The following is a 12,797-nucleotide window of genomic DNA, read 5'->3' as shown; positions in this document are numbered from 1 at the left end:
CGTGTAGTACGGCCGGTCCGTTCTCCGTGTTCAGGGGGCACGGGGGGAGTTTCAGACGGGTTTTTGTTTCGGACACGGTACGGATGTGTCGTTCGGTGCGCCGGTCACCCGCCGTTGTTTCGAACCGGCTCGGTATCGGCGTCGTAGCGCACCAGGTGGCACAGTGCCCGCGTCTCACCAGCGGCGAGCGCGACCATCGCCTCCGGCAGTTCCTCGAACGCGCACGCACCGGTGATCAGTGCGTCCAGGGCGGGGTCGGCGAGCAGTTCGAGGGCGAGTGCGAGCCGGTCGGCGTACGTACGGCGGGAGCTCCTGGCCGGGGACACGGTCCCCACCTGGCTGCTGCGGACGACCAGCCGACGGGAGTGGAAGGCCTCGCCGAGCGGCAGGCTGACCTGCCGGTCGCCGTACCAGCTCAGTTCGAGGACCGTGCCTTCCGGGGCGAGGAGTTCGAGTGAGCGCGCGAGTCCCGCCTCGGTGGCGCTGGCGTGCACGACGAGGTCGCAGCCGCCGACGGCGTCCGCCGGGAGCGCGAAATCGATCCCGAGCGCCCGGGCGAGATCGGCCCGCGCCGGGTTGGCGTCGACCAGTTGGACGCGGACGGCGGGGAACCGGGCGAGAAGCGCGGCGACACTGGCGCCGACCATCCCGGCGCCGACCACCGCGATCCGGTCGCCGATCAACGGCGCGGCGTCCCACAGGGCGTTGACCGCGGTCTCCACGGTCCCGGCGAGGACGGCGCGCGAGGCCGGCACCGACTCGGGCAGGGGCGTCACGGCGCTCGCCGGGACGACGTACCGCGTCTGATGCGGATAGAGACAGAAGACAGTGCGGCCGATCAGCGCCTTCGGCCCCTCCTCCACCACGCCGACGCTGAGGTATCCGTACTTGACCGGCCCCGGGAAATCGCCTTCCTGGAACGGCGCCCGCATCGCGGTGTGCTGACTCTCCGGTACACCACCACGGAAGACGAGGGTCTCGGTACCGCGGCTCACCCCGGAGAAGAGGGCCCGTACCAGGACCTCGTCCTCGGCAGGGTCCGGCAGATCGACGTCCCGTATCTCGCCATGGCCGGGAGAGTCGAGCCAGAAAGCCCGTGCGGAACGGTCTGTCGGCATACTCATCCTCCTCCTCAAGAGTCGGGCTCGAAATGTGAGCCAGCTGTGTCGGGCTGAACGATCGGGCGGCGGTTCACGTACCGACCTTTGCGAAGCCGCGCACAAGGTACGCGGCGTTGATCGACTCTGTCACCTGGCCGGAGGATGTGCGGTGGCCCTGAACAACACGTACGACGCAAGGCTCTTGCAGCAGGAGACGGCTGTGGGAGCGGCCGTGCAGCTCTTCCTGCTGGCCGTCCTCGGCACGGCGATCGGCATGGGGCCGGCGGGATGGCTGACGGGTCTGGCGTTCGCGCTCGCCACCTGGGCCGTGCTGGCGCGGGCCCTGCACCGCACGCGGCCACGCTCCTTCGGTCCCGCGAACCGCGTCACCCTGGGCCGGGCCACCCTCGTCGGCGGAGTGACCGCGCTGGTCGCGGACTCCTTCCAGAGCCCGCCGTCGGTCACACTCCTGGTCGCTCTCACGGCGGTCGCGCTGATACTCGACGCGGTGGACGGCAAGGTCGCCCGCCGCACCGGAACCTCCACCCCCCTGGGCGCCCGCTTCGACATGGAGGTCGACGCCTTCCTCATACTGGTGCTGAGCGTGTACGTCGCCACGTCGCTCGGTCCGTGGGTTCTGCTGATAGGCGGGATGCGCTACGCCTTCGTGGCCGCGGCCCGTGTGTTCCCGTGGCTCAACGCCCAACTGCCCCCGAGCACCGCGCGCAAGACGGTGGCGGCGACGCAGGGTGTCGCGCTGCTGGTGGCGGGCGCGGGAATCCTGCCGCACGCGCTGACGCTGGCGACGGTCGTCCTGGCGCTGGGCTCGCTGCTGTGGTCGTTCGGCCGGGACATAGGGTGGCTGTGGCGCGTCAGGCCCGGTGCCTGAAAGCGGAGGTCCGGCCTCCCGCCGCGAAGCCTTCGGCCGCTTTTCCTCACAGGCGGCGCAGCAGCCCCGGTTTTCCTCACAGGCGGCGCAGCAGCCCCGGCGCGGCTCGTACGAGTCCGGCCGCGGCGAGCCCGATCGCGGCGCCGACGGCGACGTCGGAGGGGTGGTGGGCCCCGCGGTGCACCCGCTCGGCCGCGACGACCACGGTCGGCACGGCACAGGCCATGCCCGCCCACGGCCGGATCGGCGCGATCGCCACGGTGAAAGCGACTGCGGCGGCGGTGTGTCCGGGCGGGAAGGACGGTGAATCGGGGCGCTCGGCCACGTCCTCGGGACGGAACCACTGTCCGGGCGGCCGACGCCGCTGCCAGACCCGCTTGACGCCCCCGTTGGCGATCGTCTCCGCCACGGCCATGCTCACCAGCCCCGCCGCGGCGGCCTGCCGGCCCCGCACACCGCCGGTCCCGGCCATGACCGCGGCCACCGCGCACCACAGCTTGGTGTGCTCGGCCACCTCCTCCACGGTGGGCAGCACCCGCCGCACCCAGGGGTTGTCCCACGACGCCGTGCGCCGCGTCAGCCACCGCTCGCCGGTGTGCAGGTCCGCCAGAACTCTCATGGCCTGCCGCTTTCCCGTTCTGCCGGTGATCCACGCCATGATCCGGCCACCCTGTGTCCCACACGGTCAGCCCTCGTGCTTCAGACGCTCCCGGTCCTCCTCGTCCCACTTGCGGGTGTCGCGCGGTTCGACGTACGGCTCCTCCTGCTCGGACTGGCCGCCCGCGATGGCCCGCTGGCGGGAGGTCTCGGCGTCGAATTCCAGGCCGAGGAGGATCGCCAGGTTGGTGATCCACAGCCAGACCAGGAAGATGATGATTCCGGCGAACGTTCCGTAGGTCTTGTTGTACGAGGCGAAGTTCGCCACGTAGACCGCGAACCCGGCCGAGGCGATCATCCAGATCAGCAGCGCCAGGAAGCTGCCCGGTGTGATCCAGCGAAAGCCCCGGACCCGTGCGTTCGGCGTCGCCCAGTACAGGATCGCGATCATGATGGTGACCAGCAGGACCAGTACCGGCCACTTGGCGATCGACCACACGGTCAGGCCGGTGTCCCCGACCCCCAGAGCGGTGCCGATCTCGCGGGCCAGACCGCCGGTGAAGACCACGATCAGCGCGCTGACGATCGCCAGCAGCATCAGCACCAAGGTGACCCCCAGGCGTACCGGCAGCACCTTCCACACCGGCCGGCCCTCGGGGATGTCGTACACGGCGTTGGAGGTACGGATGAAGGCCGCGACATAGCCGGAGGCCGACCACACCGCCAGCACCAGACCGACGATCGCCATCACCGAACCGATGCCCGCGTTGCCCTGCAACTGCTGCACGGCGTTCGTGAGGACATCGCGGGCCGCGCCGGGGGTGAGCCGGGTGAGGTTGTCCAGCACGGCGTCCGTCGCCGACCTGCCGACGAGCCCGAGCACCGAGATCAGCACCAGCAGCGCCGGGAAGAGCGACAGGATCGAGTAGTAGGTCAGTGCGGCCGCACGGTCGATGAGCTCGTCGTCCTTGAACTCCTTCATCGTGCGGCGCAGCACGGCCCACCAGGACTCCTTCGGAAGTTCCGTGGGAGCGTCCGGCGCCCGGGCCTCCACCTCCGGCTCCGGGCCGTACCTCGTATTCTCCTGCTCCTCCTGCCCGCCCTCACTCGGCGTGGTGTGAGGCCCACGCTCGGCCTCCGGGCTTTCTGTCCGACGGGAGTCACCCTCGCCGGAAGACCGGTCGGCTCGGTCCTTATGCCCTAGTTTCAGTAGTCGTGTCATAGGCGTGCGAGTACCCGTGCCCCACGGATCACGCGCTGCCGCGCATCCCGGACGGTGGCCCCGCCCGTGCCCGGGCGGGGCCATCGTCGAGGCCACTGGGCCGTCACGGCCGGGCGGCCGTCGCGACCAAGAGGCCGTCGCGACTACGGGGCCATCACGGCTATGGGGCCGGTGTCCCCTGGGACGCCGTGCCCGGCGCCGGGGCATAGCCGGTGGGCCGGGTCGTGAAGGCTCCCCTGCCCTGGGTGCGGCTGCGCAGTCGGGTCGCATAGCCGAACAGCTCCGCCAGCGGCACGGTGGCGGTGATCACCACCGCACCCGCTCGGGCGACCGATCCCGTGACCCGGCCGCGCCGTGCCGCCAGATCGCCGAGTACGCCACCGACGGCGTCGTCGGGCACGGTGACCGTGACTTCGGCCACCGGTTCCAGCAGCACCATCGCGCCGGCGCACAGTGCCTCCCGGAGCGCCAGTCGGCCGGCCGTCCGAAACGCCATCTCCGACGAGTCCTTCGGGTGGGTCGCGCCGTCGGTCAGGGTGACGCTCAGCCCGGTCACCGGGTGACCGCCCAGCGGCCCCTCGGCCAGGGCGTCCCGGCAGCCGGCCTCGACCGCTCGGACGTACTCCTGCGGCACCCTTCCGCCGACGACGGTCGACCGGAACGCGAAGCTCGTCCCCCGTCGTTGCCGTTGTCGTTGCCTGTGTCACCAGGGGTGGCACACGTGGCCTCCAGCGGTTCGACATCCAGGACGACGTGGGCGAACTGACCGGCGCCGCCGTCCTGTTTGACGTGCCGGTAGAGCAGCCCGGACACCCCGCGAGCGACGGTCTCCCGGTACGCCACCTTCGGCCGGCCCACGCCGACGGCGAGCCCGTGGGCGCGCCGGATCTTCTCCACCGCCACCTCCAGATGCAGCTCGCCCATCCCCGAAAGCACCGTCTGCCCGGACTCCGGATCGGTCCGGACCACCAGCGAAGGATCCTCCTCGACCAGCCGCGTCAACGCCGACACCAAGCGGTCGGTGTCGGCACTCCGGCGCGCCTCGACCGCCACGGAGACGACCGGATCGGCGACGGTCGGCGGTTCGAGGACCAACGGAGCCGCGGGTGCGCACAGGGTCGCCCCGGCACGGGCCGACTTCAGCCCGACCACCGCGACGATGTCCCCGGCCACCGCCTGGTCCAGTTCCGCGTGACGGTCGGCCCGGACCCGCAGAATCCGGCCGATCCGCTCGGTGCGCCGCGCGCCCGTGTCCCTCACCGTCTCTCCCTTCTTGATCGTTCCCGAATACACGCGCAGGTACGTCAGCCGGCCCGTGGCGGTCGCGTTCACCTTGAACGCCAGTGCCGCGAACGGTGCCGCCGGGTCGGCGATCCGCTCCTGAACCGTGCCGTCCTGGATGCCGCGTACCGCCGGCACGTCCAGTGGCGAAGGCAGGTACGCCACGACGGCCTCCAGCAGCGGCTCGATCCCGCGGTTGCGGTAGGCCGAGCCGCACAGCACCACCACGCCGTCGCCGGTACGCGTCAGATCGCGCAGCGCGGAAGCCAGCGTCCGCGCGGTAAGCGTCGACGTGGCACAGAACTCCTCCAGAGCGACGGGGTGGAGCTCCGCCACCGCCTCCTCCAACTGCCGGCGTCGCCGCTGCGCTTCCTCCCGCAGTACGTCCGGCACCGGACCCTCCTCGGCCGTGTCGCGGCCGTCGGCCCAGATCAGCGACCGCATGCGCAGCAGATCCACCACCCCGGCGAACCCGTCCTCCGCGCCGATCGGCAACTGGACGACCAGCGGCGCCGGATGCAGCCGCTCCCGGATCGACCGGACCGCCGCGTCGAGGTCGGCACCGGCACGGTCCAGCTTGTTGACGAAGGCGATCCTCGGCACCCCGTGCCGATCGGCCTGCCGCCACACCGACTCGCTCTGCGGCTCGACTCCCGCGACCGCGTCGAACACCGCGACCGCGCCGTCGAGCACCCGCAGGGAGCGCTCCACCTCGTCGGCGAAGTCGACATGGCCCGGGGTGTCGATCAGATTGATCCGATGACCGTCCCAGGCGCAGCTCACCGCCGCGGCGAAGATGGTGATCCCACGGTCGCGTTCCTGGGAATCGAAGTCGGTGACGGTCGTGCCGTCATGGACCTCACCCCGCTTGTGAGTGGTCCCGGTGAGGTAGAGGATCCGCTCGGTGACGGTGGTCTTTCCGGCGTCGACGTGGGCCAGGATGCCCAGATTACGAACGGCGGTCAGCGGACTGGTGGGTTGACGGTGCAGGTCGGTACGCACGGCCCATGGCCTTTCAGGTGTACTGGATCGGGCGGCGCGATTCCCGGACGAAAAAAGGGCCTGTGCCCAGCACGACCGGCCGGCTCAATTGCCGGGCGGGCAGGGGCATGGGGCGCAAGGCTCCGGCGCAGGCTCGGAGTCAGGTGTTCGTCACGGGCATCCGGTCCCGGCCGCGCAGCCGGCACCGGGTACACGAGGACACGAGGATCACCTCGTACTGCGACCGGGGAACGACGACAGCGATGCGGTACCGCATGGCCGGGCTCCCCTCACTCGTGTGTGGCGAGTGTAGGAGACCCGGCGCGGGCGGAGCACCGCATTTTTTCTGCCGTTTGACTGCCTACCTGACGAATCATTAAAAGCATCAATATGCGTACATTGCTTTTAAATTGGGCGTATCCAACTAATTGTGTCCTCGTTGGGGAGAGCATGGCGACGATGAGCCCGCAGGGCACAGTGGCGGCGAACGAATACGAGGAGTGGGGCTTGGACCTCTCGCCGACATCGAGAACCGCGGACTGCTCCGATCTGCTCCACCAGTTCTTCGGCATTCTGGAGCGGATTCAGACCGATTTCACCCGGCGCAGCCCCACCGCCGCCGAACCGTCGATGGGGCAGGCATGAGCGGCTACTGGCCCCGTCCCGAGGAGGCGTTGGACAGCACGGGTTATCAGCCGAGCGCCTTCGGAGCGGACGTACTCGACCCGACCGTCCCTGACGGCCTGCACACCGAGTGGGCCTTCGACCGGGATCTGGCTCAGCTGCTCCAGACCGGCGCGGTGGGGACACCGTCCCCACCCGCCTCCGTCGCACCCTCCATTCCCCCCATTCCCCGCAAGCGCGGTGCGCGCCGACGCCCGAACCGGCTGGTGCGGTGCGCCCGCTGGATCCACCGGCCGTGGGTGAAGGTGCTGAGCCTGTTCATCGCGGCACTGAGTGCGGTGATCGTGAGCATGCTGAGCGTGCTCGGCGCGCTGATCGCTTACGACCCGCTGCGCCGCATGGCGTCCCCGGGCTCCCCGGGGCTGGCCGCATGGTGGCCGCTGCTGGTCTACGGGCCGTGGCTGATGGCGTCGTTGTCCATCCTGCGGGCCGCGCTGCACCGCCGCCGCGCCACGCACTCCTGGGCCGTGGTGGTGCTCTTCTCCGCCATCGCGATGTGCCTGTGCGTCGCCAACGCGACCAGGTCGCCGATCCCGATGGCGGTGGCGGCTCTTCCGCCGCTCACCGCTCTGCTCTCCTTCCACCAGTTCGTCCGCCAGATCACGCTCACCATCGGCGTCCCCGCCCCGGCCCACGCGCTGCCCCGCCCGCGGCACGCCGGGCGGTGCGCCAACGACTGATCTGCTTCCCTCCCCCACCCAGTGCCGTTCATCAAGCTGAACGGCACTGGGTTTGTCGTTGCCGGTGCCCCGGACCCGTGCACGGGTGGTGCTTGCTTCATCCGAACCCGTGCACAGGTGGTTCTTGCTTCATGCCCCTGGACGCGTTCCGTACCAGCGGCTCCATAATGATCCGTCCATATATCTAAACATCGTTTCCTCCTGTGGACATAGTCGCGCCTTCAGATGCGGCTCGCCGACATGCGCCGCACGGACTGAGGGAGGAGCGGACCGATGTTGTTCATGCTGCGCCGCCGCGCGACCTCCAGCACCGTTCGTGCCGGAGGTCGGAGGCCAGCCGAGCGTCACCGCGAAGACCAGCACACCCATGATGGCGATCCAGAAGTCGGGGACACTCGCGGCCGTCGACGACAGGAAACTGGCGATACGGTCAGTCGCGGAGTTGGGGCGGTACGCCGCCAGCCGCGAGCCCTGCACTCGTGTCGTCTTGCTCAGGCGTGGAAGCCAGGCAGGGACAGGTACTTGAGCTGCTGGTACTCGTGGAGGCCCTCGGGTCCGCCCTCACGGCCCAGGCCGGACTGCTTGATCCCGCCGAAGGGTGCCGCGACCTCGGAGACCAGGCCGCGGTTGATGCCGACCATGCCGGCCTGCAGGCGGGCGGCGACCCGGCGGGCGCGGTCGATGTGGGACGTCATCACGTACGAAGCGAGGCCGTGCTCGGTGTTGTTGGCCACCGCTATGGCCTCGGCCTCGGTGGAGAAGCGGTGGATGGCGGCGACAGGTCCGAACACTTCCTCGTGCATGATCGCGGCGTCGGCGGGGACGTGGTCCAGCACGGTCGGGGCGGCGTAGTGGCCCGGCCCGTCAGGGATGTCCGCCTTGCCGATGACGACGGCACCACGGGCCACGGCGTCCTCGACGAGGTTGCGGACCTTGTCCACCGCGCGGTGGTCGGCCAGCGGACCGAGCTCGGTGTCCTCCCGGTCCGGAGAGCCCACCCGGGTGGCGGCCATGCGTTCGGCCAGCGCAGCGGCGAACGCGTCGGCGATTCCCTCCTGGACCAGGAACCGGTTGGCGCCGACACAGGACTGACCGCCCAGCCGCATCTTCGCGATCATCGCTTCGCGGACCGCGAGGTCGAGGTCGGCGTCGTCGAAGACCAGGAACGGCGCGTTGCCGCCCAGCTCCATCGAGGTGCGCAGCACCCGGGCACCGCTCTGCTGCAGCAGCAGCCTGCCGACCGGGGTGGACCCGGTGAAGGACAGCTTGCGCAGCCGGGGGTCGGCCAGCAGAGCCGTGGTAACCGCTGCCGCGTCGCTGCTGGTGATCACGGTCAGGACACCCGCGGGCGCGCCCGCCTCGCGCGCCAACTCGCCCAGTATCAGGGAGGACAGCGGTGTGAGGGCGGCCGGTTTGAGCACGGCGGTGCAGCCTGCGGCGAGGGCGGCGGCGACCTTGCGGGCGGCCATGGCCAGCGGAACGTTCCACGGAGTGATCAGCAGGCAGGGTCCGACCGGTTCGGCGACGGTGACGATGTGGCTCTTGCCGTCCGGGGAGGGTGTGCTGCGTGCGTGGGGGCGGACCGCCTCCTCGGCGTACCAGCGGAAATAGGCTGCGGCGTAGTCGACTTCGCCCCGGGCTTCGGTGATCGTCTTGCCGATCTCCAGGGTGATGATCCGGGCCAGACGCTCACGGTGCTCGATCAGGGAGTCGGTGAGCCGGTGCAGGATGGTCGCACGGTCCCGCGGGCTGGTGAGGGCCCACTGGTCGGCGGCCGCGGCCGCCGCGTCCAGCGCACGCAACGCGTCTTGTGCGCTGCAGTCGGCGACGGTGGCTATGACTTCCTCGGTTGCGGGGTTGCGCACCTCGAAGGTGCGACCGCCGGTGGCGGGTTGCCAGTCATGGGCGAGGAAGCCACGGGGGACGGATTCGAGGACTGCCGACTCCACTGAGGGAGCGGTGAGCGTGTCAGTCATGCGCGTGGCTCTTTCGCTGATCGCAGGATGGTGTGTTGAGGGAGCACGATCCGTGAGTGGTCATACGGCCTCGCCTCCGTGGCTGGCGACTCCGACCGTGTTCTCGACGGAGAGCAGGGAGTCCTGGCGTCCGGAGCCGATCCAGCGGACCAGGGCCACCAGGCCGAGGGCGAGGATCGCGAAGGCGATGAGGATGGCGCTGACGGCGGTGACACTGGGGTCGATCTCGAAGGTGAGGGAGTTGTAGACCTGTACCGGCAGGGTGACGGTGTCGACCGAGGAGAGGAACTGGGAGATGTAGAACTCGTCGAAGCTGGTGATGAAGGAGAAGATCGCCGCCGCGATCATTCCCGGCGCGGCCAGCGGGAAGGTGATCTTCCGGGCGATCGTCAGCCGGCCCGCGCCCATGCTGGCGGCGGCGTCCTCGAGGCGTTCGTCGATGCCGCGCAGGGTCGCGATCAGGATCAGCACCGCGATCGGCGAGGCCAGCACGGTGTGCCCGAGGGCGATGGCGATGGGGCTGCCGAGCATCGCGGCGGGTTCGAAGAGCAGGAACAGGCCCAGTGCGGTGACGATCTGCGGGATGACCAGCGGTCCGAGGACCAGGGCGTAGACCGCCGAGCGCAGCGGGAGTTCGCTGCGGGTCAGGGCGGTCGCCGCGGTCACCCCGATGATGAGGGAGAACACGGTGCTCAGGGCGGCGACCAGAGCGGACAGGGAGAGCGCGGCCGGCCATTTGCTGCCGTCGGCGAACAGTGCCTTGTACCAGTTCAGCGTCCACGCCTCGGGAGGGAAGGAGGCGAAGGCGTTGTTGCTGAAGGAGGTGACGAGGATGACGACGATCGGCAGGGCCAGGAACAGCAGGATCACGGTGGCGACCGCGGTGAGGGCGATCCGCCCGGCGAGGGTCTTGCGCAGCTCCATCATGAGGCGTTCCTCTTCTTACGGCTGGCGCCGAGCGAGCTGACGGCCTTGACGAGCAGCAGTCCGGCCAGGGTGAGGACCAGCAGGATGACGCCCTGGGCGGCCGCGCCGTTCCACTGGTTCTCCTTGGTGACCTGCTGGTTGATGAGGGTGGCGATCATCGTCTGGTTGGGTCCGCCCATCAGGGCGGGGGTGATGTAGTAGCCCAGCGAGAGGATGAAGCTGAGCAGTCCGGCACTGGCAAGGCCGGGGCCGACCAGCGGCAGGTAGACCCGGCGGAAGATCGTCACCCGTCCCGCGCCCATGCTGGCCGCGGCCGCCAGCAGCCGCCGGTCCACACCGCGCATCACGCCGTACAGCAGCAGCACCGTGTAGGGCAGCATCATCGAGGTGGTACCGATGACCACACCCAACTCGTTGTAGAGCAGCTGGAACGGGGCGCCCGGTGCCCACGCCAGGGTCTCGTTCACCAGGCCCTTGTCGCCGAGCATGATGATCCAGCCGTAGGTGCGCACCAGGGCGCTGACGAAGTGCGGCACGACCACGACCAGCATCGCCAGGCCCGCCCACAGGGGCTTGAGCCGGGAGATCGCCTGGGCCAGGACGAACCCGAAGACCAGGCTCAACACGGCCGTCTCGGCGGAGATCCGCAGCGTGGTGAACAGCACCGACAGGTTGACGCCTGTGAGCGCGTCGGCGTACCAGTGCAGGGTGAGCGATCCGTCGGTGTTCTTCAGGCTGAGCAGCAGCGTGGAGAAGATCGGGTAGACGAACAGCACCAGCAGGTAGACGACGACGGGCAGCGCGTAGAGGATCCCGACCCGGGTCTTACGCGAAGCCAGGAGCTTGCGCGGACGGGCTGGGGCGGTGGCGGTGAGGGCGGCCATGGCTCACCCTCCCTGTTCGCCGGCGAAGAGGTTGACGTCGTCCGGGTCGGCGGTGATCCCGACCCGCTCGCCGGCCACGGGGCCCCGGCCGGCCGGTACTTCCAGGCGCAGCAGCGGCGCCTGGCCGCCATCGACCCGCACCCCGGCCCGGACCAGGGTGCCCACGTACGTGGCGGTCTCCACCGTGCCGGTACAAAAACCGTCGTCGCTCGCGCAGGCCCGCAGCCGGCCCGGCTGCACGGCGACCTTCACCTCGGTGCCGGATGCCAGCTGGTGGCGCCGTGCCTTCAGCAGGCCGCTGGAGTTGTCGAGGCGGACCAGGGTGTGCTCGTCGGTGTGCTTCTCCACGCGGCCGGGCAGGAAGTTCGCCGCGCCCAGGAAGTCCGCCACGAACGGCGTCTTCGGCCGCTCGAACAGCTCCCGCGGGGTGTCGAACTGCTCGATCAGGCCGTTGCGCATCACCGCGATCCGGTCCGACATGACCAGCGCCTCTTCCTGATCATGCGTCACATAGATGACCGTCAGGCCCAGTTCCTGCTGGATGCTCTTGATCTCGACCTGGAGCTGGTCACGGAGCTTCTTGTCCAGGGCGCCGAGCGGCTCGTCCATGAGGATGACCGGCGGGCGGTAGACCAGCGCCCGGCACAGGGCGACACGTTGCTGCTGACCGCCGGACAGCTCGCGCGGCTTGCGTCCGCCGAACCCGGACAGGCCGGCGATCTCCAGCGTCTCCCCGACCCGCTTGCGGATCTCGGCCTTGGGCACTCCGCGCAGCGTGAGCGGGAAGGCGACGTTCTCACTCACGGTCATGTGCGGGAAGAGCAGGTACTGCTGGAAGACGAAACCGAGGTTCCGCTTCTGCGGCGCGAGCCGCGTGACGTCGCGGTCTCCGACGGTGATGGTGCCGGAGTCGGGTTCGCAGAACCCGGCGATCATCATCAGCGTCGTGGTCTTGCCCGACCCGGAGGCGCCGAGGAAGGTGACGAACTCCCCGGCCGCGATCTCCATGGACGCCTCGTCGACGGCGACGACGTCCCCGTACGTCTTACGCAGGGCCACCACCGACAGCGACTTGCCGGTCGCGGTGGCCGACTTGCCGCCGGCCACCTTGACAGACGGTGCGGCGATACCGAATTCAGCCACGAGCCCACCCCAGCCAGCGCTTGGTGACAGCCGCTTCGTTCTTCAGCCACCAGTCGACGTCCGCGTCGAAGCCCTTGTCGTAGTACTTCGGCGCACCCGCGGACGCGTTGCGCTCCTCCTCCGTGAGCTTGGCGTAAGCCACCGGCGAGGACGGGTTCGACGGGAAGAACTTGACCAGGTTGGCCTGGCTCTCCGCCCGCAGCGAGAAGTCCATCAGCTGGTAGGCGGCATCCACGTTGGCCGCGCCCTTGGCGATGGCATAGCCCGAGAACTGGCGGCGCATACCGTTGAGCTGCCGGGTGACCGGGACGCCCTGCTTCTCCAGGTCGGCGAGTCGGCCGTCCCAGACAGTGGACATCGTGACCTCCTCGCGGCTGAGGAGCACGCCGGGGAGCGGGCCGCTGTCCCAGAACTTCTTGATGTTCGAGCGCAG

11 protein-coding genes and 1 pseudogene are annotated in these 12,797 nt (G+C 69.7%); 3 read left to right on the top strand and 9 right to left on the bottom strand.

What is annotated here, in order from left to right; all coding sequences use genetic code 11:
• Window positions 1-104: 104 nt before the first annotated feature.
• Window positions 105-1,118 (bottom strand): zinc-dependent alcohol dehydrogenase, encoded by a 1,014-nt coding sequence (locus FGD71_RS05000; protein ID WP_119099149.1) that lies wholly within the window; start codon window positions 1,116-1,118, stop codon window positions 105-107.
• Window positions 1,119-1,269: 151 nt separating this feature from the next.
• On the opposite strand from FGD71_RS05000, the gene FGD71_RS04995 reads away from it, so the two are divergent.
• Window positions 1,270-1,989, top strand: a complete 720-nt coding sequence (locus FGD71_RS04995) for a CDP-alcohol phosphatidyltransferase family protein (protein WP_119099148.1) — start codon at window positions 1,270-1,272, stop codon at window positions 1,987-1,989.
• Between the two features lie 76 nt (window positions 1,990-2,065).
• Here the strand turns inward: FGD71_RS04995 and FGD71_RS04990 are convergent, their stop codons facing one another.
• The 3 genes and pseudogenes from FGD71_RS04990 to fusA form a co-directional block, all read right to left on the bottom strand.
• Window positions 2,066-2,608 carry a phosphatase PAP2 family protein gene (locus tag FGD71_RS04990; RefSeq protein WP_119099165.1) on the bottom strand — a complete coding sequence of 181 codons (543 nt, stop codon included), beginning with the start codon at window positions 2,606-2,608 and terminating at the stop codon, window positions 2,066-2,068.
• Between the two features lie 66 nt (window positions 2,609-2,674).
• Entirely contained in the window at window positions 2,675-3,808 is a 1,134-nt protein-coding gene (locus tag FGD71_RS04985) for a YihY/virulence factor BrkB family protein (RefSeq protein ID WP_119099147.1), read from the bottom strand.
• Between the two features lie 160 nt (window positions 3,809-3,968).
• A pseudogene (gene fusA, locus FGD71_RS04980) lies at window positions 3,969-6,091 on the bottom strand (elongation factor G).
• 429 nt (window positions 6,092-6,520) lie between these two features.
• Here fusA and FGD71_RS04975 point away from each other — a divergent pair.
• Both FGD71_RS04975 and FGD71_RS04970 read left to right on the top strand, forming a co-directional pair.
• On the top strand, window positions 6,521-6,715 hold the full coding sequence (locus FGD71_RS04975; protein WP_119099146.1) for a hypothetical protein: 195 nt from the start codon (window positions 6,521-6,523) through the stop codon (window positions 6,713-6,715).
• Window positions 6,712-7,434, top strand: coding sequence for a DUF2637 domain-containing protein (locus tag FGD71_RS04970; RefSeq protein WP_119099145.1), 723 nt, complete (start codon window positions 6,712-6,714; stop codon window positions 7,432-7,434). Before FGD71_RS04975 ends, FGD71_RS04970 begins: the two co-directional genes overlap by 4 nt.
• A 491-nt stretch (window positions 7,435-7,925) precedes the next feature.
• On the opposite strand, the gene FGD71_RS04960 is transcribed toward FGD71_RS04970, so the two are convergent.
• From FGD71_RS04960 to FGD71_RS04940, 5 genes are all read right to left on the bottom strand, one after another.
• Window positions 7,926-9,410 carry an NAD-dependent succinate-semialdehyde dehydrogenase gene (locus FGD71_RS04960; RefSeq protein ID WP_119099144.1) on the bottom strand — a complete coding sequence of 495 codons (1,485 nt, stop codon included), beginning with the start codon at window positions 9,408-9,410 and terminating at the stop codon, window positions 7,926-7,928.
• A gap of 60 nt (window positions 9,411-9,470) precedes the next feature.
• Window positions 9,471-10,337, bottom strand: coding sequence for an ABC transporter permease (locus tag FGD71_RS04955; protein WP_119099143.1), 867 nt, complete (start codon window positions 10,335-10,337; stop codon window positions 9,471-9,473).
• Entirely contained in the window at window positions 10,334-11,221 is an 888-nt protein-coding gene (locus FGD71_RS04950) for an ABC transporter permease (RefSeq protein WP_119099142.1), read from the bottom strand. The genes FGD71_RS04955 and FGD71_RS04950 overlap by 4 nt, the downstream gene beginning before the upstream one ends.
• 3 nt (window positions 11,222-11,224) lie before the next feature.
• A complete protein-coding gene (locus FGD71_RS04945; RefSeq protein WP_119099141.1) occupies window positions 11,225-12,364 on the bottom strand; it encodes an ABC transporter ATP-binding protein in 1,140 nt (379 codons plus the stop codon).
• Window positions 12,357-12,797: extracellular solute-binding protein (locus FGD71_RS04940; protein WP_219925784.1), on the bottom strand; the 441-nt coding region annotated here is incomplete at its 5' end. The genes FGD71_RS04940 and FGD71_RS04945, both read right to left, overlap by 8 nt.

It is taken from the genome of Streptomyces sporangiiformans (genome assembly GCF_005768555.2).
GTDB lineage: Bacteria > Actinomycetota > Actinomycetes > Streptomycetales > Streptomycetaceae > Streptomyces > Streptomyces sporangiiformans.
Note: the sequence above shows the minus strand (reverse complement) of the source record. Positions and strands in the feature narration are given on the sequence as shown.